The sequence below is a fragment of the Rhizobium sp. Root1212 genome, assembly GCF_001424985.1.
Taxonomy (GTDB): domain Bacteria; phylum Pseudomonadota; class Alphaproteobacteria; order Rhizobiales; family Rhizobiaceae; genus Pararhizobium.
In genome coordinates this window covers 20394-41901 of sequence record NZ_LMDA01000007.1, presented here as the reverse complement: position 1 = coordinate 41901, position 21508 = coordinate 20394, and the positions used below count along the sequence as shown (strand labels likewise).

At 58.6% G+C, this 21508-nt stretch carries 17 protein-coding genes and 1 pseudogene; 9 read left to right on the top strand and 9 right to left on the bottom strand.

Features of this window, described 5'->3' with window-relative positions:
• Window positions 1-58: 58 nt before the first annotated feature.
• Window positions 59-694 (bottom strand): response regulator, encoded by a 636-nt coding sequence (locus ASC86_RS10025; RefSeq protein WP_056319959.1) that lies wholly within the window; start codon window positions 692-694, stop codon window positions 59-61.
• Window positions 691-2574 carry an ATP-binding protein gene (locus ASC86_RS10020; RefSeq protein WP_082510026.1) on the bottom strand — a complete coding sequence of 628 codons (1884 nt, stop codon included), beginning with the start codon at window positions 2572-2574 and terminating at the stop codon, window positions 691-693. Before ASC86_RS10020 ends, ASC86_RS10025 begins: the two co-directional genes overlap by 4 nt.
• A gap of 317 nt (window positions 2575-2891) precedes the next feature.
• Between ASC86_RS10020 and ASC86_RS10015 the strand changes: the two genes are divergently transcribed.
• The 7 genes and pseudogenes from ASC86_RS10015 to ASC86_RS09985 all read left to right on the top strand — a co-directional run bounded on the left by ASC86_RS10015 (window position 2892) and on the right by ASC86_RS09985 (window position 11736).
• Window positions 2892-4556: an arylsulfatase gene (locus tag ASC86_RS10015; RefSeq protein ID WP_056319956.1), complete on the top strand. Its 1665-nt coding sequence runs from the start codon at window positions 2892-2894 to the stop codon at window positions 4554-4556.
• A gap of 83 nt (window positions 4557-4639) precedes the next feature.
• Window positions 4640-5653, top strand: coding sequence for an HAD family hydrolase (locus tag ASC86_RS10010; RefSeq protein ID WP_056319954.1), 1014 nt, complete (start codon window positions 4640-4642; stop codon window positions 5651-5653).
• Window positions 5654-5681: 28 nt separating this feature from the next.
• A complete protein-coding gene (locus tag ASC86_RS10005) occupies window positions 5682-6425 on the top strand; it encodes a hypothetical protein (RefSeq protein WP_056319953.1) in 744 nt (247 codons plus the stop codon).
• Between the two features lie 92 nt (window positions 6426-6517).
• Window positions 6518-8755 carry a tetratricopeptide repeat protein gene (locus ASC86_RS10000; RefSeq protein WP_056320125.1) on the top strand — a complete coding sequence of 746 codons (2238 nt, stop codon included), beginning with the start codon at window positions 6518-6520 and terminating at the stop codon, window positions 8753-8755.
• 80 nt (window positions 8756-8835) lie between these two features.
• Window positions 8836-10062, top strand: a complete 1227-nt coding sequence (locus tag ASC86_RS09995; RefSeq protein ID WP_056320122.1) for an alpha/beta hydrolase — start codon at window positions 8836-8838, stop codon at window positions 10060-10062.
• Between the two features lie 45 nt (window positions 10063-10107).
• A pseudogene (locus ASC86_RS09990) lies at window positions 10108-10899 on the top strand (hypothetical protein).
• 69 nt (window positions 10900-10968) lie between these two features.
• Window positions 10969-11736 (top strand): transporter, encoded by a 768-nt coding sequence (locus tag ASC86_RS09985; protein ID WP_244477579.1) that lies wholly within the window; start codon window positions 10969-10971, stop codon window positions 11734-11736.
• 42 nt (window positions 11737-11778) lie between these two features.
• On the opposite strand, the gene ASC86_RS09980 is transcribed toward ASC86_RS09985, so the two are convergent.
• The 4 genes from ASC86_RS09980 to ASC86_RS09965 form a co-directional block, all read right to left on the bottom strand.
• The gene (locus ASC86_RS09980; protein ID WP_056320120.1) at window positions 11779-12504 is read right to left on the bottom strand and encodes an LssY C-terminal domain-containing protein; all 726 of its coding nucleotides are present in this window, start codon (window positions 12502-12504) and stop codon (window positions 11779-11781) included.
• Between the two features lie 134 nt (window positions 12505-12638).
• Entirely contained in the window at window positions 12639-12935 is a 297-nt protein-coding gene (locus tag ASC86_RS09975) for a hypothetical protein (protein WP_056319951.1), read from the bottom strand.
• A gap of 215 nt (window positions 12936-13150) precedes the next feature.
• Window positions 13151-15712: a relaxase/mobilization nuclease domain-containing protein gene (locus ASC86_RS09970; RefSeq protein ID WP_056319950.1), complete on the bottom strand. Its 2562-nt coding sequence runs from the start codon at window positions 15710-15712 to the stop codon at window positions 13151-13153.
• Window positions 15702-16043, bottom strand: a complete 342-nt coding sequence (locus tag ASC86_RS09965) for a hypothetical protein (RefSeq protein WP_156386978.1) — start codon at window positions 16041-16043, stop codon at window positions 15702-15704. The genes ASC86_RS09970 and ASC86_RS09965 overlap by 11 nt, the downstream gene beginning before the upstream one ends.
• Window positions 16044-16358: 315 nt before the next feature.
• Between ASC86_RS09965 and ASC86_RS09960 the strand changes: the two genes are divergently transcribed.
• Together ASC86_RS09960 and ASC86_RS09955 are read left to right on the top strand one after the other, a co-directional pair.
• Window positions 16359-17237, top strand: coding sequence for an AAA family ATPase (locus tag ASC86_RS09960; protein WP_156386977.1), 879 nt, complete (start codon window positions 16359-16361; stop codon window positions 17235-17237).
• Entirely contained in the window at window positions 17234-17614 is a 381-nt protein-coding gene (locus tag ASC86_RS09955) for a hypothetical protein (protein ID WP_046612393.1), read from the top strand. The genes ASC86_RS09960 and ASC86_RS09955 overlap by 4 nt, the downstream gene beginning before the upstream one ends.
• A gap of 20 nt (window positions 17615-17634) precedes the next feature.
• Here ASC86_RS09955 and repC read toward each other — a convergent pair whose 3' ends face one another.
• The 3 genes from repC to repA all read right to left on the bottom strand — a co-directional run bounded on the left by repC (window position 17635) and on the right by repA (window position 21264).
• Window positions 17635-18849, bottom strand: coding sequence for a plasmid replication protein RepC (gene repC, locus ASC86_RS09950; RefSeq protein WP_056319942.1), 1215 nt, complete (start codon window positions 18847-18849; stop codon window positions 17635-17637).
• A gap of 199 nt (window positions 18850-19048) precedes the next feature.
• Complete coding sequence (gene repB, locus ASC86_RS09945; RefSeq protein WP_056319940.1) at window positions 19049-20053, bottom strand: plasmid partitioning protein RepB; 1005 nt, start codon at window positions 20051-20053, stop codon at window positions 19049-19051.
• The gene (repA, locus tag ASC86_RS09940) at window positions 20050-21264 is read right to left on the bottom strand and encodes a plasmid partitioning protein RepA (RefSeq protein ID WP_056319937.1); all 1215 of its coding nucleotides are present in this window, start codon (window positions 21262-21264) and stop codon (window positions 20050-20052) included. The genes repB and repA overlap by 4 nt, the downstream gene beginning before the upstream one ends.
• Window positions 21265-21508 lie beyond the last annotated feature (244 nt).

The window sequence follows — 21508 nt, the reverse complement described above, 5'->3', positions numbered from 1 at the left end:
GTTTCTTCAGCTATCCTATGACGAGTGTGAAGCTGCCGCTATTGTCCTTTGGGGAAGCTCAAAGCTGCGAGTGTTCGTCGGCAGCCGCTATAACCCCATACCTCTCGGCAATGGAAACCGCTTCGGCGATATTCCTCGCGCCCAACTTCCCTATGAGATTGTGTCGATGTGCCTTGATCGTCCTTTCCGACGTGCCGAGAGCGTGGGCGATCTGTTTGTTGAGGGTTCCACGGACGAGCAGTTGCAAAACTTCGACTTCTCGCGGTGTCAGGCTGGCGAGCCTAATCCGGGCGGCGTGGTTGCGTTCGAATTCCTCTCGTCGTGCGACGGCGCGCTGCAAAGACCGACCAATGGCCTCGAGCAGGATCGTGCCATTCAGAGGCTTCTCCAGAAAATCGACCGCGCCCGCCTTCATGGCCCGGACGCTGGCTTTGATGTCCCCATGTCCGCTCAGAAACACGACAGGGAGGAGTGGTGCTTGCTGCATGAGCTGTTCCTGCAGCGCCAACCCGTCCAACCCCGGCATGTCGAGGTCGAGCAGTATGCAACAATCGGGCACGGTGTCGTGAATGCGTGCAAGAAGCTCCTCGCCCGACCCGTAGAGAGCGATCCCATAGCCGGATGCGGACAAAAGCCGACCCACGGCGGTCCTGAATGAATGATCATCATCAACGATATGGATCACCGGGTTCATCTGGCCTCCGCTCTTGCCAACGGTAATATCACGCGGAACACGGCCCCGCCGTCGCCCCCGTTGGAGGCCATTATTCTTCCCCCATAGGTCTCAACGATCGTGCGGGCGATCGAGAGGCCAAGGCCCGTCCCCGACGGCTTCGTTGTGTAGAACGGTTCGAAGATCGCAGCGAACTTGCCGTCCGGGATGCCTTCGCCGGAATCCGAAATCGAAAGCTCGGCTTTAGCGTCTTTCGTCAACCGCGTCTCAAGAGTGAGCTTTCTTTCCTTACCCGCTTTCGTCATCGCATCCATCGCATTGATGGCGATGTTGAGAACCACCTGTTGCACATGAACCTTGTCCGCGCGGACGAGCAACGGCTCTCTAGCGGGCGTCGAGCTTACCTCGATCCCCCTGCGAACCGCCTCCCCTTTAAGAATCTTGATTGCCGTTGCGGTTAGTTCGCTGAGATCGAATTCTTGCCATTCGATTTCGGCTCTTTTTTTGAGAAGGCCTCTCATCCGGGAAATGATGTCGTGAGCGCGCTGATCGTCGTCCTGGATGTCCGTTAGAATCTGTTCGATCAGCTTCAAGTCGGGGCACGCGGACCTCAGGACTATCGAAGCGGCTTCCGCGTTGCTGCGGATCGCACCGAGCGGCTGATTGAGTTCGTGCGCGATGGATGCCGAAAGCGCGCCGGCCGTGGCCGACTGGTTCAGGTGGATAACCTCCAGCAGACGATGCCGGGATTCCACCTCCGCCGTGCGACGCCGCCGTCGTTCAAATAGAAGGATGATGATGAAGACACTCTGGAGAGTGATCACTGCCGAGACCACGAGGGCCGTCAACCAATACTGTTCCAGAAAAGTCGGTTGCCGATACATCTGAAAGGTACCGGGCGGCAGATTGCGTTCGGACAGCCCCCAGCGTTTCAATTGCCGGGCATCGACGACGTCGAAGTGCGGAGCCTGGATGTGGGTGATGGGCTTTCCGTGTAGGGCGTCAAGGGTCAGATCCGCGACACTCTCTCCCAACGCCTCGAATGTCACGACGTTTCCGCCAACCGATCCGTAGTCGATGTAAGTCGAGTACGGGCCGAAGATGGGCGCGCTTGCCGTGGCGGTGATCTGCTTGATGGCGTCCCGCGGGATAAAGTTTCGCCCGCTGCGGTCCTGGAAGATCGTCAACGCCAGCGCGATGCTGTCCGGCGGAAACGCCGCAGCTTGAGCGACGAACTCTTCGATGGTCAGGTCCTCAAGATAGGTGGTGTCGTAGTCTTTCGAGAACTCGGCCAGGTCGGCTTTTGCCGTTTCCAACCACCATCTGTCGAACTCCGATGACCCGCCCAGCACGAAGAGATGTCGCGCGCTGGGGTGAAGACGCCGAGCGAGTTCCGCAGTCTTTGTTATATTGAACTCAGTGAACGCACCGATTACATCGGGCGGCATTTTTAACTTCAACGCAGTCGATTTGTTGAACCCCGCAACGATGATCTTCGCGACCCCGGCAAGCGTGGCGCGATGCGTGACGACGAACTTGGCCGACTGCTCTCCCAGAGCGATGACGACGTCCGGGCTTCGTCCCGAATATTTGGTCACCAGAAATTGCGCCATCCGGTCCATATAATCTTCGTCGGGAAAGCGGGCGAGATCGAGGAACTCGGAGAAAAGATCGATCTTGGCGCCCGTCGCATCCAGCAGCCGCGCCCGGATCGCCTCGCCGGCCACGGTCGTAGCTGCAATCCGCTCGTCATAGGGATAGAGGACCAAAACGCGTGGAGAGCGGTTTTCGGTCAATGCCTGACCGACCGCTGCTGGGACTGTCACGAACAGGAGTAGACAGATTCCGCCGACCCTTGTGAGCCACTGCCGCAGGCAGGCCGAGTTACGCAGAACACCCATCACTTTTCCCCCGAAAGGATAGCAGAACCTAGCAAGCCGCAATCACTAATTCAACCAGCGCTTTAAGTTTCGACTCTGTCGAAAAATGATGATTTTGCCCAAAAGGACAATATCGCTGGTGCGAGACCTCGGATAGCTTCCCTGCCTGAGTGGGCGTTCCAATCCCGGCCGCTCACCAGTGACGCCCGATCCCCTCGAAAGGCGTCACCGTATTGGCTTGCAGATTTATTGTTTTGGTAAATTGAAAACGGGCACGTACCGGAAGCGATTTTCCGCGCTTGGCGGCTGCGGACCCAAACCTCACTGGAGGATTTCAGATGAATTTCCGTCTCGTCTACTCGTTCGGAGCCTTTGCGGCTTCAACGTTTCTCGTAGGGGCCATGTCCCCCACGCTCGCACAATCGGCATCCAAGCCCAACATTCTTTTCATCGTCTCCGACGACACCGGCTACGGTGATCTTGGTCCGTATGGCGGCGGTGAAGGCCGCGGCATGCCGACGCCGAACATCGACAAGCTGGCCGATGAAGGCATGACCTTCTTCTCGTTCTATGCCCAGCCGAGCTGCACCCCAGGTCGCGCGGCGATGCAAACCGGACGCATACCGAACCGCAGCGGCATGACCACGGTAGCCTTCCAGGGCCAGGGCGGGGGTCTGCCTGCGGCCGAATGGACTCTTGCTTCGGTGCTGAAGCGCGGCGGCTACCACACCTATTTCACCGGCAAATGGCATCTGGGCGAGGCGGACTACGCGTTGCCGATCGCGCAGGGCTATGACGAGATGAAATACGTCGGCCTTTATCACCTCAACGCCTATACATACGCCGACCCGACCTGGTTCCCGGATATGGATGCCGAAACCCGCGCCCTGTTCCAGAAGGTGACGAAGGGTTCGCTGTCCGGAAAAGCCGGGGGCGAGGTCAAGGAAGACTTCAAGATCAACGGCCAGTACGTCGATACGCCGGTGATCGACGGCAAGGAAGGCGTCGTCGGAATTCCGTTCTTCGACGGTTATGTCGAAAAGGCTGCTATTGAGTTCCTCGACACTGCGGCAAAGACGCCGGACCAGCCGTTCTTCATCAACGTCAACTTCATGAAGGTGCATCAGCCCAACCTTCCTGCACCTGAATTCCAGGGCAAGTCGATCTCGAAGAGCAAGTACGCCGACTCGGTCGTCGAGCTCGACACGCGTATCGGCCGGATCATGGACAAGCTGCGTGAAACCGGGCAGGACAAGAACACTCTAGTGTTCTACACGACTGACAACGGCGCATGGCAGGACGTGTATCCCGACGCGGGCTACACACCGTTCCGCGGGACTAAGGGCACTGTCCGCGAAGGCGGCAACCGTGTTCCGGCAATCGCCGTTTGGCCGGGCAAGATCAAGCCGGACACCAAGAACCACGACATCGTCGGCGGTCTTGATCTGATGGCGACCTTCGCTGCAACGGGCGGCGTGCCGCTGCCGACGAATGACCGCGAAGACAAGCCGATTGTCTTCGACAGCTACGACATGACGCCGATCCTGCTTGGCAATGGCAAGTCGGCCCGCAAGAACTGGTTCTACTTCACAGAGAACGAACTGACACCGGGTGCTGCCCGCGTCGGAAACTATAAGGCCGTCTTCAACCTACGTGGTGACAACGGGCAGGCCACGGGTGGTCTGGCCGTCGACACTAACCTCGGTTGGAAGGGTGCTCAGTCCTACGTCGCCATCGTGCCGCAGGTGTTCGACCTGCTGCAGGATCCGCAGGAACGTTACGACGTTTTCATGAACAACTATACCGAACACACCTGGACGCTGGTCTCCATCTCCGCGGCGATAAAGGACCTGATGAAGACCTACATCGAGTATCCGCCGCGCAAGTTGCAGAGCATGGGTTACGACGGCCCGATCGAGCTGTCGAAGTACCAGATGCTCGAGTCGGTTCGCGAACAGCTTAAGACCGAAGGCGTCAATATCACGGCTCCGACCGGAAACTAAGGAAAGCTGCGACCCCGGAGTGATCCGGGGTCCCTTCTCTTTTTCAGAACTGTAGTTCGACCACTGCTCGACGGAGGCCTGCAATGATGACGGCACGTAATTTCCTCGAATTTTCCCGCGACATCGCCCTCAGTACGGCGTTCAGCCTGCTTGCCGTTGCGTCGGCATTCGCTCAGACGGATGCATTGCCTTCCTGGAATGACACCGCTTCGAAGGCAGCCATAGTCGCGTTCGTAGAGAAGGTGACAAAGGAGAACACCCCCGACTTCGTACCCGAACTGGAACGCATCGCGGTCTTTGATAATGACGGCACCCTTTGGGCCGAGCATCCGATGTATGTGCAACTCGCGTTCGCGCTCGACCGTGTCAAGACGATCGCCCCGGAGCACCCGGAATGGAAAGACACGCAACCATTCAAGGCCGTCCTCGACAACGACATGAAGGCGCTCGCCGCCGCTGGCGAAAAGGGTCTGCTCGAGCTGATCATGGCGACCCATTCCGGAATGACCAGCGATGAGTTCGCGAAGATCGCCACCGAATGGATCGCCAGCGCCCGCGATCCCAAGTTCAAGAAGCCCTATACCGAACTCGTCTACCAGCCGATGCTCGAACTTCTCGGCTACCTGCGCGCGAACGGCTTCAAGACGTTTATCGTTTCCGGCGGCGGTGTCGAATTCGTCAGGCCATGGGCGGAACAAGTCTACGGGATTCCTCCAGAACAGGTCATCGGATCCACCATCAAGACGCAGTTCGAAATGCGTGGCGATGTGCCGACGCTCCTGCGTTTGCCGCAAGTCGACTTCATCGACGACAAGGTCGGCAAGCCTGTGGCAATCAACCAGTATATCGGCCGCCGTCCGATTGCTGCATTCGGCAATTCCGACGGAGATCTGGAAATGCTGCAGTGGACAACGCTCGGAGGTTCCACTCCCCGTTTCGGCTTAATCGTTCATCACACGGATGCCGAACGTGAATACGCCTATGACCGCGACAGCGCGTTCGGCCGGCTCGACAAGGCGCTCGATATCGCACCCATCAATGGCTGGACGGTCGTCGACATGAAGGCCGATTGGAAGCAGATTTTTCCTGGCAAATAAACCGACGCCGAACGGCAAGGATATCACGATGACCAACATACGCATTAGACTGATGACATTGGCTCTCGGCGTCGCGGTAGTGGCCACTGGAGCGCTTGCTCAAGATGCCAAGAAACCGCATGTTCCGCTGGAGAAGACGATTGGGTCCGTCAAGCCGACCGGTCCGGTTCCTTCGCTTGCCGTCATCAACTCGGCGGGCGCGAAGATCGAAGGTGACAAGCTGATCCTGACTGGGGTGGCGGCAAGCTCGATCGTCTTTGCCGACCGACCCGTGCGGGCGGCGGGCCACGTCGCGACCACGCAGTTCATCATGCAGTGGGACGAGGGCAAGGACAACTTTGCTGTAGACCCACCGAATGCCACAGTGTCCGTGCTCGGTGGCGATGGATCGGACGTAAACGATGCCGTCGTCACATTGAAGTCACCCAAGCTCGAAGGAACCACCCTTACCTTCGACATCGCGGTTCTGGAAGGAAGTCTTGCCGGATCGTCGGGGCCGGCAGCGCTCTTTATCGATAACTTCCGAGGCGGCGGCTTCGGTGGTGGTGGCTTTGGCGGCGGTGGTTTTCACGGTGGCTATGCACGGGTTGGCGACGTTAGTGTCGCCCATGTCGGAGGAGGTTATTATCACGCGCCAGCCTATCACGGGGCTTGGTACGGCGCGCCTGTTGCCGCAGGAGTGGCTGCGGGTGCGGTGATCGGCGCGGCGGCTGCGAATTCGTACTACAACCAGCCGCAGTGCGGATACTATCCCCTTCCGCCGTGCTACTGATGTGGATGCGAGGTACGCATAGCAGGAGCGCCTGATTGCGAGTGCATTTCTCTCCAATAGCAATGGTTCGCGCCGCCCTGCTGATCTGGGCCATGCTCGCGCTCGCACCTGCGACCGCGGCAGCCGAAGGTGTGAAGTCCGTCGTTCCCGACCCACAGATCGCCACCCACCCTGGCTACGTCGATGAGAAAATCTGTTCTTCGTGCCACGCCGGTCAGACGGCGGCGTTCGCAACGTCTCATCATGCGCAGGCAATGGCCGTTGCCAGCGACGCCACGGTGCGGGGTGATTTCGATAACGCCAGCTTCGAGGGGCACGGCGTCGAGGCGACGTTCTTCCGCAAGGATCGACAGTTCTTCGTCCGCACCGAAGGAGCGGATGGCAAGCAGGCAGACTTCGAAGTCAAGTACACGTTTGCCTACGAGCCGCTGCAACAATACCTGATCGATCTCGGCGGCGGCAAACTGCAGACGCTCGACATCGCTTGGGACACGAAAAAGCGCGAGTGGTTCTGGCTTGGTGCGGGATCGGCAGCAAAACCCGGATCGACCTTTCACTGGACAGGTCCCTTCTATCGGTGGAACCGCACCTGCATCGACTGCCATTCCACCGATCCGCAGACCAATTTCCGGCCCCAGACCAACACTTATGAATCGTCCTATGTCGCGACCAGCATCGGCTGTCAGTCCTGTCACGGCGGCGGCGCTAAACATGTCGAATGGGCGACAACGCAATCCGAGGCATCCGAAAAGACGCCCTTGCCACGGGCGGGATTGTCAGAGGTCAGCATGGATACCTGTCTTGCCTGTCACTCGCGGCGGACACGGCTCGTCGGCGACTACCAGCCGGGAGGGACGTTACTCGACAACTTTTCCCCGGCCATGCTACGCAGCGACCTCTACTTCCCCGATGGGCAGATCCTCGACGAGGTCTTCGAATACGGCTCTTTCCAGCAGAGCAAGATGGCGCGCGCGGGCGTGACCTGCTTCGACTGCCATCGCCCGCACGAAGGAAGCGTCAAGGCTGTTGGAAACGCGCTATGCACGCAATGTCACACGCCGGAAAAGCAAGAGCGCTTCACTGCAAACGATCCAAGCGGCCACTTCGATACGCCTGCCCACTCCCATCACCCCGAAGGCTCAAGCGGCGCACTCTGCGCCAACTGCCATATGCCCGAGCGGACCTATATGAAGATCGATCCCCGCCGCGACCATTCCTTCGTCATTCCCCGTCCCGACCTTTCGGACCGATATGGAACGCCAAACGCCTGCATCTCCTGTCACGAGGGAAAGACCAACGCGTGGGCCTCGCAAACGCTCGACTCATGGTTTGGCACAGGTTGGCGCGACCGCCAGACCATCGCCCACGCTTTTGGAGACACGGTGCAAGGCGATGCAGCATCTCTCGACGCTCTGCGCGCACTTGTCGAAGACGCGAAGCAGTCAGGGATTGTTAGAGGAAGCGCCATAACCGAGATGAGCAGGCGAACCGGAGCGGACGCCGCAGCGGATGTGAAGGCGGCATCGGAAAGCCCCGACCCACTGCTTCGGTTGGGCGCAGCGGAGGCGGCTTTAAACCTGCCCGCTGAGTTGAGGCTCGATGCCATCGGCAATCTCCTCGGCGACGAGAAGCGCGCAGTCCGGGTGGCCGTAGCTAAGGCGCTTGGGAGCACGCAGTCGCTGGACTTCCTCGGCGATCAGCGTCGTGACTTCGAGCGCGCCGTGGCCGATTTGAAGGCTTATGTCGAGGCCAATGCGGATGTCGCCGAAATCCAAAGCACCCATGGCACCTTCCTGCTTGAACAGGGCCACCCACAGGAAGCGGAGAAGACGCTTCGCCAAGCAATCGAACTCGATCCAAGCCTTCCAGGGGCTCGCATCAATTTGGCGGAACTCTACCGCGCTACAGGCGATGGCGAGAAATCCGAACAGACCTACGCCGAGGCAGTCGCAGCCAATCCGAATCAAGCCGGCCTTCGCTTCGGCCATGGTCTGTCTCTCGTGAGGCAGAAGGCGATGGAAGAAGCGATAAGCGAACTGAATATGGCGCTCCGGCTGGAGCCAGCCAACGCGCGGTATCGGATGACAGCCGCAGTCGCCCTGGATTCGGTCGGGCAAACGGAGCAGGCGTTTGCCCTGTTTGATCCTGCTTACGCAGAGAGCGTTACCGACGCCGATCTGCTCGGCACTGCCATTCAGTTCGGCCTCAAACTCCGCCGCTACTCCGAGACGCTCAATTTTGCCACTGCGTTGGCTCGACTGCAGCCGAACAATCCACAGATTGCAGAACTCGTGAGACAATTGCAGGCAGTAAGTCAGGAAAGCAAATGAGCGCGCTTACGGCAACCCCAGTCAACACTGTCGGATCGCGGACCACGCGCTGGATCGCTGTGTTCGCCGCACTTGCGGTGATGTCAGGATGCGGCGGGCATCCCAAGAATGTGCTGACGCCAGTCGCGGATACCATCCCGACGACAAGCCGGGTCACCATGCTGGTGGCGACCACGCGTGGTCGCTCCGATGACGCGGGGGAGATGTTCACAGGGGAACGCGCTCGCGCACCTGCCTTCGTCGATATCACCGTATCGATCCCCGCTGAACGCAAGATCGGTGAGGTCGCCTGGCCAAAAAAGCTTCCCTCTGATCCGGCGACCGACTTTGCCACCCTGAACGCCGAGCAACTCACGAAGGATGCCGCCAAGTTGTGGCTGAACGCGACGGTCAGGAAAAGCCCCGATCGAAGCGTCCTCGTCTTCATCCATGGGTTCAACAACCGGTTCGAAAATTCCGTCTACCGCTTTGCGCAGATCGTTCATGATTCCGGTGTGAAGAGCGCCCCTATCCTGGTGACCTGGCCTTCCCGCGGTAGTCTGCTTGCGTATGGCTACGACCGGGAGAGCACCAATTACACCCGCAACACGCTGGAGGCGCTCTTTCAGTACCTGGCAGCCGATCCGGAGGTGAAAGAAGTTTCCATTCTCGCCCATTCGATGGGCAACTGGCTGGCGCTGGAGGGCTTGCGGCAAATGGCGATCCGCAACGACGGTCTGCCTGCGAAATTCAAGAACGTCATGCTTGCGGCTCCCGACGTCGACGTCGATGTGTTCCGATCGCAGATCGAGGACATGGGGGAACATCGGCCGAGGTTTACGTTATTCGTATCCGCCGATGACCGGGCGCTGGCCTTCTCTCGCCGGATTTGGGGCGACGTTCCGCGGCTGGGATCGATCGATCCGGAACGGGCTCCTTACAAGGAAGAGATGGAAACCAACAAGATCACGGTCATCGATCTCACCAAGGTGAAAGCTGGAGATGGACTCCATCACAGCAAGTTCGCGGAATCGCCACAGGTCGTCCAACTTATCGGCGCTCGTATTTCAGAAGGTCAGTCTCTGACAGACAGCAGGTTGGGTCTCGGCGATCATCTCATTGCGGGAACCACCGGAGTGGCAGTGGCGGCTGGCAGTGCGGCGGGCTTGATACTCGCAGCCCCTGTGGCGGTCATCGACCCGCACACGCGCGATCACTATGGCCACCATCTCAATAACCTGACCGGAACAAAGTCGGCAGCGAATCGACCATGTGGTATGAACGAGGCGGCCAGTGCAAAGGCCGGATGTCATCCCTTGCGGCAATAACGGACGGTCGGGCGTCCGCGCCCGCGAAACGAAAAGGAGCAGGCAATGATAAACTACAGGACACTCGCGCTCTCCGTGGCAGTCGGGGCCATCTTGTGTGGCGGCGCTCATGCGGCCGACGTCTCTCCCCTGATGACACAGGAGCCTCAGACGGCCGTGTCCGAGACTGGCTGGGAATTCAATGTTGCGCCTTACTTCTGGATGGCGGGGCTCTCCGGCGATACTTCACAGTTCGGACTGCCAACCGTCCACATGGACGCTGACTTCGGCGATATCCTGAGCAATCTCGATTTTGCGTTCATGGCCGCAGGAGAAGCGCGCAACGGCCGCTTCAGCGTCATCGGCGACGTTATCTATACGAAGCTGTCCGCCAACGGCGAGACGCCATTCGGGGTCTTGGCAGACGATGTCGATGTGACGACATCGAGTTTTTCCGGTCTACTTGGTTTGGGTTACGCCGTGCTGGACGGTCCCGAGGGGCACCTCGACGTAGTCGGCGGCGTGAAGGTCTGGTCGGTAGATACGATGCTTTCGTTCAACGGCGGCATTCTCGGAGGCATCGAATGAGAAGACGGCGCCACATGGGTCGATGGCATGGTCGGGCTACGGGGTAAGTATTCCCTCACGCCGGAAATCTACCTGACAGGTTGGGGCCTGATCGGGGCGGGCGGGGCCGACCTCGACTGGGATGTAGCGCTCGGCCTTGGTTACGACTTCAACGAACGGATATCGGCGATCGCCGGATACCGCGCCCTTGGCGTCGATTACAGTGACGACGGCTTCCTTTTCGATGCCGTCCAGCAGGGGCCGATCCTCGGTGTCTCGATAAAGTTCTAGCGCCTTCGCACAAACCTTGGGGGTTCGACCATGACACTATCCGTATCCTGGAAAGTCGTTGGCTTACTGATGCTGCTTGGAATGGCAAGTCCGCTGAAAGCGCAGGAGTCCAGTTCCGACCTGGCAAAGAAGCTGTCGAACCCGATCGCTTCTTTGATCAGCGTTCCGTTCCAGTTCAACTACGACCATGGCTATGGTCCGCTGGACGGTGACAAGACGACGCTCAACATTCAACCCGTTATCCCAATCTCCTTAAACGAGAACTGGAACCTAATCTCGCGCACGATCCTACCTGTGACCTGGCAAGACGACATTGCAGGGCCATCCGGAACGCAGTTCGGTCTCGGCGACACCGTCCAAAGCTTCTTCCTCTCTCCGGCAAAACCGACCGAGAGCGGCATCATCTGGGGTGCGGGTCCCGTGTTCCTGATCCCCACCGCGACGGATGATCTACTCGGCGGGGAGAAATGGGGGGCAGGTCCCACGATCGTCGCACTCAAACAGGACGGGCCATGGACGGTCGGCGTGCTTGCCAACCACATCTGGTCCTTCGCGGGCAGCGACGAGCGGAATGACATCAGCAGCACTTTCATGCAGCCGTTCGTATCCTACACCACCCCGGACGCCTGGACGTTCGCCCTGAACACCGAGTCGACCTATGACTGGAAGTCTGAGGAGTGGTCCGTCCCCATCAACTTTACAGTCTCCAAGCTTGTGAAGATCGAAGAGCAGCCGATTAGCCTGACGGCCGGGTTGCGCTACTGGGCGGCTGCACCGGACAACGGTCCGGAAGGTCTCGGGGTCCGCTTGGCTGTCACTTTTTTGTTTCCAAAATAGGGGAACATGCCTGACACGGACGACATCAGTGTGCGACACCCGCTACTCAGACGGGTTGTCGTGTAGAACGCCGATGTGGACCTGCCCGTCAGTGAAATACGGATCACCGCCACCATTCCTACCCGTCTTTGTTTCCCCGACACCCGCACGCTCAAATGTCAACGACACCTGCCCGGTCTTCAAGAGGTCTCCGATAACAAGGTCGCGGTCGGCGTCGAGGTCGGGTCCGATGTGATGGGTGATTTCGCCCGTGTCATGGCTGACGCCGACGCCTCGGTCGAAACTGGCGGCACCCAGCCAAAGTGGCCGCCCATCGGGTTCGAGACTTGTCGTCATCCAGAACCGCACATGATGTCGTTCGTCCGCACTGCGGCCCACTGGCTTTTCGAACGCCAAGTCCTGCTTGCGACCGTCAAACAGCAACGCGCTGACCGGGGCGTCTAGGTCGGGGCGGTCGAGCACGACGCTCAATCCGATCTCGATTGAGGAGCGCAACGTGATCTTGTCAGCCGGATCCCACTTGGCCGCTGTAAATGCCCGGATGATTTGCTCTTTTTTGCCGACAAGGCCGACATTGATGGGATCACCCGGAATGTCCTGTTCCGTGGTGGTCACCATCTTGCTGAAGTCCGCCATACGCCGACTGTCATGAAATATCCAGAGCTCGGGAATAAGGAAGTAGCAGACCAGCAGGTATGTCGAGACCACGGAGAGGGCGGCGCCTGCAACGATCTTTGTTATGCTTTTTGGCGTTCTGTCTACCGTCATCAACATGCTTGCACCCTCCGAGCAACCGGAATACTACCATGCAAACCGACCGTTGGTACTTCCCGAAGGTGCAAGTTGAAAAGCACGCCGACATGTGTGTTCGCGGTGTCGCGTCTGCGGCAAGGACGGGTGCACTACCACTGATGGGACCGATGCTCGGTGCAACAGGCGATGATCTCCGCTTCGATCTCCGCGCCGATCATTTCATATTCCTCAATCATCGGACAATTGGCGTTGCCAGGCGTAATCCGGAGTCGCTGCAGCTTCACACATGCGTCTTCGTAGGCCTCACAGAGATCGGTCAAGAACGGCCGTTTTGCCGCTATGATCTTCAGATCTCCACGCACCTCGGGCAGTTTCAACATGAGCCTCCGCAGGCCGCGTTGAGCCGCGCCCGGAGGCGAAATTGCGGAAGTCTCCACGCTGCTCATCGGCTACACGGCCTCCCTGGATTGCCGAACGGTATACGTCTGGAGCGCCGCTCAAAAGGTACGTTACGGTAACAATGCGGGTCGCAGTATTTCACTACTCAAACAGCAGACCGGCTGCTCTCAGGATCTGATTCGGGCGGTGTGGATGACCGGAATGAAGGCGCAAAGCAGTCTCATTCAAGGATGCTCTAGCCCTGACAACATTTAGCCTTCGCTTAGCGCTCGAGCTCGTCCCGGCCATTGTCGTGGCGACGCTCTTGCTCGGTCTGGCGAACGCGCTCCCGGCGCTGTTTGTCCTGCGCTCCTTTCGCGCTTCCAGCCTGCTCGCGTGCTGCGCGGGCCGCTCGACCCGCAGCAATAGCGTGTTGCTGGACCGCGATTGCGGGATCGACACTTGCCGGCGTCTTCCGGTTCTGATCATGGCCGTTGCCCGCTCGAGCAGCCGGTGGTGTTGCGCCTCCCCCGGAAGGATGAAGGGCTGACGGCATCTGCTGCAATTCGATGTCCCGGCGCTGCTCGGCAAAAAGTGCAGAAATCTCACGCCGCATTTCCTCGACGGCCTGGCGCTCGCCACTGCTGTCGACCATCGTCTCCAGGCGGTCCATCGATTTATTGGCGCGTGCAACGCGCTCGTCGAACTGTTCCAGCGATAGGGGCATAGTGTTTTCCTTTCGATGTTTGATGTCTGAGACCAAAGTCATGAGTTTCGCCAGTGGCGTGGCTGGATCCGAAGCCGTTCTCTGTGCCGATTTTGCAAAGCGGCTCTGCAGCCATGGCGTTGGCGCCCCATTCTGGGCAGCGCCGGCCGCCTTGACCGAAACGGCCGCACTGAGCCCCTGTTCGGACATCTGGCGCTCGATAGTCTTGACCACCGCAAGGGTCTCCGCGCCTCGGCCAACTTCCTTCTGTCTCTTCAGCTCCCGCTCAACCTTGCTGATGCTCGCTACGGTCGGCGCCAACAGCAACACTGTTCCGGCTTTCACAGAAACGAACCGAGAGTCGACTTTCAGGGCGCGCTCGACAGTTTTCGACACGGAAGTAGGGTCGTTGGCATTTTTGATTTCCAGCCGCACAAGCACGAAGCCCGTTTCATTTTGTGGTGGAAGCTTTGGCGGTTTCTCCGCGGCAGCAGCGGCAAACCGATTGGCCGCGTCTATCACTGTGGATTCTGCGCCCACCTTTTTAAGAGCGTCTACAGTCGCTCGCCATTGCGGGGCCAACGCAAGACTGCCGCTGACGAGCGAGGAGCGATCCGCGATGGCGGCCCGCTTGCGCTCGACACGCTTATTGACTGCGGACGTTTTGAGATAATGAGGATCGGCGACACCACGCTGATGCGCGCCGGCCTGCGCCTGGCTGTACGGCCGCGTTGCCGCGACGTCGGCCCGGCGGGTCGCCACCATTGCGATCCCATGCTCACGCGCCTTTGCCGCAAACCGCTCTCGCCATTGATAAAGTTCGGGCTTGGTCAACCGCAGCGCTTTGCCAACATCATCGCGGGCGGAAATCATTGCATGGACGTGCACATGCCCGGTTTCAGGATGATGGGCTGTGACCCACCGGTGCCCCGCGACCTGCTCGCTCAGAAAATCGCGCACCGCGCGGTTCATCGCCTCACCATCTGTGCCGGCGCGGGCTGAGAAAATGACGTGGAAAGCATTGCGCGGCTCGACGGTGCGAATATGTTCAGACCAACTCTGCCAAATCCCATCTGCTGCGTTCTTGATAGACGATCCGTGCTTTACCGCTTCGCCGGCACTCGAGGTGACCGGTCTTTCGGCATGAAGAAACTTTTCGAGGAAATAGCGGCCCGACTTTTCCGAAGCCGCAGCCCCGAGAATGCGAACATCGGCCCGGCTGCCAGCCTCTACCAACCGAGCCGCAAGATCCGCTTCGGCAGTTTCCGCCAACCGCACCGAACCGTCGCCCTTCTCACGGGCTTTCAAAGCGACAGCCAGTTTTCCCGCCGGCAGGTCCGTGACCGTATAGACAGAAACCTCCCCGTGCGGGCGACGGGAATAAAGGAACGGCTTTGAGCCGAAGGCAGCGTTCAGTGCCTCATGAAGATCGTCGTCTCCAACAGGTTCGGCGAACTTAATCGAGATGCTCGCTACCGCGTTTACGGCGTAGGGCTCCCGGAACTCAGCGATCCAGTCGGATAGAACGGCCGCGCGCGCCTCCCTGGTTGCGATGGCTATCCCGTCCTGATCGACGACGGAGATGTCCACCTTCTCCTTTTGCCCATTTTCAGTTTCGACCTCCCGCGTTCCAAGATAGGTGAGCAGGCCCGCGGCGGAAGCGCGGCTGGAAACCGTTGATGTGACTTTGATCACAACCGGCTGGGCACCGGCAGCAAGCGCTGCCCGGCTGGCAACCTCCGACGACACCCTGTCTTTCAATGAACGCCGAGTGGCGATCGGCGGGTTGGCTTGACGTGCGGCGCTACCGCCGCCTCCCCCGCCCCTGCGCAATTCGTCGTCCTCTTCCGGCCCCATGCGTGAAGCTAACGCACCGACGAGCGCGATGACGTCCTGTTGAGAGGAGGGCGGCGGCTGCAGGATGGAGGCGATAGTCTGTTCCCCCAACGGGACAGAGATCATAGCGACCTTGGCTGCAATCCCTGTTGGCAGATACCGCTTCTCAGCACGATCACCGGTCACGGCGGGACCACTCGCCCGTCCGCGGCGCCGCTTTTCATCGTCGTCCACCAGCGATGCGGTCCGGCGCGCCGAGTAGGTGTCGACTTCACCCAGCAGGCTTGCCCACTCATAGGCCATGTCCGCGCCCTCTCCGTTCTTGCCGGCTGATCCGCAGCATCAGATCGACGTCGGCCCTCAGCCGAAACACAGCGTCGAGAAGCTTTCGCAGCGCTGCATCCAGATGCGGCTCATAGCCGACGCGGCCTTCGTTCATGGCCCGAACAGCCTGGTTGAGATTGATGCCGACGCGACGCAATTCCTCGTTCGTGCCCCGCAGATGGTCGGCTTCGATCGGTCCGACTGGCAATGGTAGACCGGCCTGATCGCGGAACAGCAGCCGGATGACGTCACTTGCGGTCCGTGTTTCTCCACAAAGCGCCGCGAGCGCTTGCCGCTCTTCCGGCTTCATGCGGACCCTGACCACCTCGCTTCGCATCGCTTCCTCTTCATTGCCATGGGTGCCGGAGGCGCCACAGAGCGCCATATGGCGCGAACACCAGCACCGCCGGTGGCGGGGCGTCGTCGAGTTTGTACCACAAACTTGACTATCCTGCCACAGAAAATTAATTATAGTTTCCACTTCGCACTGTCAATTCACACTCGCAAGTGAGACGCACATGCCGTCTATGGACGGCGACCGACAATGGGTAATTGAAACGCTGGCAATTACCCATTGTTAATTGAAACAGTGCCCGTTAGTGCACGGGTAATGCTCAGATAACCGTTGTTAATCATCAAACAACGTGTCATCAACTGCTCAATGGCAATCATCAATGGGTCGTTCCCCGTTGATGATGAACAGCTGGCAATTGTCGATCATCAATCATCAGCGGCCAATCAGCAACGGGCAACTGAAGCGTTGCAAGAAGAGCTGCGCACGGTTAATTATAGTTTCATTTTGGAAATGAAAGGAGCTTTCATGATCGTCACCATCGCAAACCCAAAAGGCGGGACCGGGAAAACCACGCTCGTGCGGGCGCTATCGGGAACCGCCGCCCATGCCGGAAACGACGTGTTTCTCATCGACGCCGACAGCCGTGCCAACACAATGCGATGGGTGACGATGTCGAAGCAGATGGAGGTCTGGCCCGACAGGCTTGAGGCAGAAAGTTGCCTGGATCCAGATCGCATCTACAAAATGGCGTTGGATCGACAGCGCGAGGGGAAAATCGTCTTTGTCGACATCGAGGGGACGACGAATGAAAATCTCTTCGCGGGTCTCTATTGTGCCGACGTCGTCCTCATTCCCCTTCAGACCACCCAGGACGACGTGGTCGCCGGGATGCAACTGGCGCTCAATCATATCCCCGTCGTCGAAGACGACCAAAAGCGAAAACTTCCCGCTCTGATCGTCATAAACCAACACGATCTCGTCACCGGACGCGCTAAGGCGCATGCACCGCTTCGCGAAATCTTGCGGGAAAGCGGCGTTGCGCTAGCCTCACAGCCCATCGCACGGCGCTCTTGCTATCAATCGATCGGCGCTGCCGGCACGCTTCAGACAGTTGCAACTCCCGACCCGAAAGCCATTGCCGAGATGGAAACGCTGCTTGGCGAGATCCTCACTCTTTACAGATCCACCGCCGAGGGAGTTCAGGCATGAGTGATGGACCAGACAGCAAGAACCTTGTTCTCGGGCTGATTTCGACCAACCGTCAAAAGCCGACCGTGCGCGAAAAGCAGATCGCCTCCCCTCCTCCGCAAACCGAGCGTGAACATCCAGCCTCGACTTCGAAACCGCCGATTGGCCGGCATCAGCTTCGCGACATGGTCGCCAAGGGCGAAAGCCGCGATCCGATCGCCGGCAAGCGCTTCCGAGACACCGAAAAGGTCACCACCGGAATCCATATCCGCGCCGACGTTCACAAGACGCTGAAGATCCTTGCCGCGATAGAGCGCCGCAAGTTCAACGCCTATATCGAAGAAGCGATCGACGACTATCTCGAAAAGATCGCGGATCGGATCCCCGACATTTCCTGACCAGGTGGATGCGGGGCTCCTCATGCGCTCCGCTTCTCATCCCCGGCGTTCGCCCTGATCGCCGCCATCAGCATCGGACCAAGGCCAAATTCTCCGCGCGCCGCCTTTCGGGTCAAGTCACGCAAGTAACCGCCGGCCGAGGTGATATGCCCTGCCCGTTCGAGGATGCAGGCAATCGCAACCGCGGCATTCTCGGCCCCCATAATTTCGCAGGCCTCTTGGTAGGCCGAAGGACTGACGCCGAGCATCGACCGGACCACAATGGCGGCCGACATCAACTCACGCCAATGGTCTATCCGGCCGCCTGGGGCGTAATCCGCCATCTGCGGGCATGCCCTCAACACCATGCTCAACGGGAACGCCTTCAACGGCTCGGCAACCCATTTCGGTTTTGTCTCCGGCTTTTCGCCCTGCTCTTGTTCAGAGCGAGGTTCAAGTTCAGAAGTGGATTCGGGATTTGAATTCTGTATGTGGCATCCATCCTGGATAGCATTGCCGTCGGTTTTTTCTGCTTTTAGCTGAATTTCCAGGACGTTGACGATTTCCTCGCGAAGCATTCGCATGTCTTCTAGCACGGCATCGACATCGTGGCGCCTCGGCGCGCGCGGAAGGCGCGCAATAAGGCCAACATACATCGCCTCGATCTCTGCCCAATCGCCGTCAGCGCCCTCTTCCATGGCAGCGGAAATCAGCTTGCGCACATCGCGCCGGCAAAGCGTCAAAGCTTCCTTGGCACGCTTGAACTGCACGCGCTCTTCAGCAACTTGCTGGGCAAGACCAGCCAGCTCGGCAGCACGCGCACGTAGCGGTGCCAGGCTGAAGCCGAACGCGTCCTCGATTTCCCCTCCCCTGCTCCGATGCGCATAACGTTTACCGTTCGGGCTATCGCGGCGCTGGATCAGGCCAGCCTCAACGAGCACACCGAGATGGCGCCGCAGTGTTGTGCCGGCGATGCCGTGCGCCCGGATCGACAGCTGCGTGTTCGACGGGAATACGACAAGACCATTGTCGTCCGAGAGCTCAGTATCCGGATAGAAGCTCAGCAACGCGTGCAGCACTGCGAGAGATCTGTCCTGAAGGCCAAAGACGTCCTTCGCCTCACAGAGATCCCGGAAGACTTTCCACTTATCTACGGGCTTGCTCTCGCTACGCTCTGCTGTTTCCAGCTGACCTTTGACCAAGGCAAGCGTCATCGGCCGCCGCCCAAAGGGCGTCGTCACACTTCCACTCTGCATTTTCCTTCACCTCTCAAAAGGCAAAAGAAATCCGCTCACCAAAACGATGCCAAAGACTCTTGACTGTGATTCGTGAAAATGCGATTCTCAGATTGCTACATGTGAGGAAGGCTTCCACGACGGAAACGTTTGGGGGCCTTTTTCTTTTGCGGTTTGTCTCTCCTTCGACCTTGCTTAACTCTTGCTGTGACCCCCCGCCCTATTGCGCGGGGTCGGCCGATTGATATTCGCGCATCAGATCCGGCATTCGATCCGCCAGCCAGCGCGCAAATGCTGCTTCTTTTTTGGGAATGATTACGGTCGTCCCAGAAGACGTAGACTTCATACGCCCGAAAACTCTTTGGTTAACAGCGAAGTCGCGGATCTCATCCTGCGCTTTCCCTTCGCCGTGCTTAGATATCTCACTTGCAGCTCTGATTGCCTGCGCGATCCGCTCCGCTCCATCGGCTTGCTTAAACTCTGGTGTTTTAACAATCCGGCGCACAGCCTCCGCCTTGTTCAAACTCTTCAAGAGGTCCGCAAATGCAGTCCACTTGGGGCGGCCCACGCCCTTTGCACGACCAATAGCGTAGACAATATCTTCAGGCACGATGTCGGTGACCCGGAACAGGTGCGAAATAGACGCCTCAGACAAACCAAGGATGGGGCATATCGCACGATGAGAGAGCCCTGCGCTTTTTAGCTGCACGGCCCACATAGCCTGCTCAATCCAGGTGAGGTTCTCCCTAACGCCGTTTTCGAGAGACTGCTCCTCAATAAGCTGGCGATCTGTGAGATCACGGACGTATGCCTTGATCTTAACGGCCTCCGGTCTTTCGGCGTCCGCCATGATCGCCTTGACAGCCGCCCAGCGACGGTACCCGTAGGCCAACTGATAATGATCGCTCTTCGTGGGATGCGGTCGGACAAGAATGGGTATTTTCTGCCCTTCGCTTGCAATCGATAACTTCAGCGCTTCAAGTTCTTTGTCAGCCTCTTCGTCATTTTCGAAGCGATCCTTGTAAGGAGAGCGCTCCACTTTCGCGGGATCGAGGGAAATAATGCTGTCTTCGGTCAACTGCGAGAGCACTCTTCCCACGTTTGAAATGACCGGCGATGAGTGGCGTCGAGAAGGTAAAGCCTTGTCCAGCGCTTCAGGGACCTGGGCCGTATCACCGCGGTTTTCGGCATCCGCTGCCATTCTTTGAAGTATGCTCTTTTTCATACGCTACGCCCCCAAACCTTGTGGATCAGGTGAAGGATCTCGAAGTTAACACGATCCGCGCTTTCGATCGCTCGCTTCAGCGCCTCCCGACCAACCTCGCCGACTTCAAGCTCGTAAAGCGTTTTTTTAGCGACGGCTGCGCCAGCAATAGCAGTCGACTCCAGAGCCTCCGACACGAGTACGTCATCACCAAAAAGACGTCGCATGACTCCAGACATGTACTTCTGCGGTCCGTCGTTCGGATTCACACGTGTCAGAAGGAACCGGAAGAAATCATGCTCAAACTGGGCGCCGAACTGGCCCAGCGTCTCGGAAAGATCGGAAATCATGATGAGGAATTGATTGCAAGACGCCACGTCGAGCATGGCTGGATGAACCGTCACGATCAGCGACGTCGCAGCATACAGTGCTGCGAGCGTCGAGTAGCCAAGTGATGGCGGTGTGTCGAGAATGACAATGTCATAACGATCTTCCACACGAGCCAGCGCATTGCTGAGCCGCTCGAAAAAGAGACCGAGGTCGTCCCTATTCCTCTGTGTAAGGTAGGAAGGGGTGTCAAACTCGAAGTCCATGAGTTCGAGGTTTCCTGGCACCAGATCGACGCCTGGGAAATAAGTAGGTCGAATGACATCTGCCAAGGCTCGGCGCTCGTTGTCATAGCGTATCGCCGCATAGGCAGTCTCATTTTCGCCGAGATCAAATTCCGGTTGGATACCAAAAAGCGCCGTCATGGACGCTTGTGGATCCAGATCCATGCACAACACCCGGTAGCCCTGCAAGCCGAGGAAATGGGCCAGATGCATCGAGGTCGTCGTCTTCGAACTTCCCCCTTTGAAATTCGCAGTGGCGATAACCTGCAGCTTCTCGCCCTCACGGCGGTACGGCAAAAGCTCACCGGCATCATCCGGACGAAGGGTAGCGAGAAATGAGCGCAGCTCTTTCACCTGGTCTACCGTATAGGTGCGCCGATTGTTCTCGGCGCGCTCCGGTACAGGTCCCTTCCCTTCGATCGTTAGTTGCCGGAGGGTGCTTTCAGGTACTCCCAGCAATCGTACCAGATCGAGGGTCGAGAATGTTCTCGCGAATGTTTTTCGTGCGGCTGGCGGATAGACTGCTTCGCGCATATCTTGAAGCTCCGCCGAAAGCTTCGACGTGTACGCCTGGATCTTCGATGCGGTATCTCTGACGTTATGAGAAGCCGAGTAAAGCATTAAATCCCCTTGACGGTTATGGTCACGATACGCGACCCTTACCGTCAGAAATGCCAGAGAGACTCCGATTCTTCAAGGAGTTTTTCGTTAATGAAAAGTTAACACCACCAATCACCGGGGCAGGACTTTACAGTTGTAAAGTTCAGCGCGACCTGTAGTTCCCACTTGGGCCGGCGAGAAGGTTTGCCACCTCGACCTCGACCCGCGCCACCACAAGCTTTCGACACCGAGGTCAGGTGGACGA

Bases quoted from the DNA above. Each gene is read 5' to 3' on its own strand.
- ASC86_RS10020 (WP_082510026.1), bottom strand. From the start codon at position 2,574: ATGGGTGTTCTGCGTAACTCGGCCTGCCTGCGGCAGTGGCTCACAAGG.
- ASC86_RS10005 (WP_056319953.1), top strand. From the start codon at position 5,682: ATGACCAACATACGCATTAGACTGATGACATTGGCTCTCGGCGTCGCG.
- repB (WP_056319940.1), bottom strand. From the start codon at position 20,053: ATGAAAAAGAGCATACTTCAAAGAATGGCAGCGGATGCCGAAAACCGC.
- ASC86_RS09970 (WP_056319950.1), bottom strand. From the start codon at position 15,712: ATGGCCTATGAGTGGGCAAGCCTGCTGGGTGAAGTCGACACCTACTCG.
- ASC86_RS09955 (WP_046612393.1), top strand. From the start codon at position 17,234: ATGAGTGATGGACCAGACAGCAAGAACCTTGTTCTCGGGCTGATTTCG.
- ASC86_RS09980 (WP_056320120.1), bottom strand. From the start codon at position 12,504: ATGACGGTAGACAGAACGCCAAAAAGCATAACAAAGATCGTTGCAGGC.
- ASC86_RS10000 (WP_056320125.1), top strand. From the start codon at position 6,518: ATGCTCGCGCTCGCACCTGCGACCGCGGCAGCCGAAGGTGTGAAGTCC.
- ASC86_RS10015 (WP_056319956.1), top strand. From the start codon at position 2,892: ATGAATTTCCGTCTCGTCTACTCGTTCGGAGCCTTTGCGGCTTCAACG.
- repC (WP_056319942.1), bottom strand. From the start codon at position 18,849: ATGCAGAGTGGAAGTGTGACGACGCCCTTTGGGCGGCGGCCGATGACG.
- ASC86_RS10010 (WP_056319954.1), top strand. From the start codon at position 4,640: ATGATGACGGCACGTAATTTCCTCGAATTTTCCCGCGACATCGCCCTC.
- ASC86_RS09995 (WP_056320122.1), top strand. From the start codon at position 8,836: ATGTCAGGATGCGGCGGGCATCCCAAGAATGTGCTGACGCCAGTCGCG.
- repA (WP_056319937.1), bottom strand. From the start codon at position 21,264: ATGCTTTACTCGGCTTCTCATAACGTCAGAGATACCGCATCGAAGATC.
- ASC86_RS09985 (WP_244477579.1), top strand. From the start codon at position 10,969: ATGCTGCTTGGAATGGCAAGTCCGCTGAAAGCGCAGGAGTCCAGTTCC.
- ASC86_RS10025 (WP_056319959.1), bottom strand. From the start codon at position 694: ATGAACCCGGTGATCCATATCGTTGATGATGATCATTCATTCAGGACC.
- ASC86_RS09965 (WP_156386978.1), bottom strand. From the start codon at position 16,043: ATGAAGCCGGAAGAGCGGCAAGCGCTCGCGGCGCTTTGTGGAGAAACA.
- ASC86_RS09975 (WP_056319951.1), bottom strand. From the start codon at position 12,935: ATGAGCAGCGTGGAGACTTCCGCAATTTCGCCTCCGGGCGCGGCTCAA.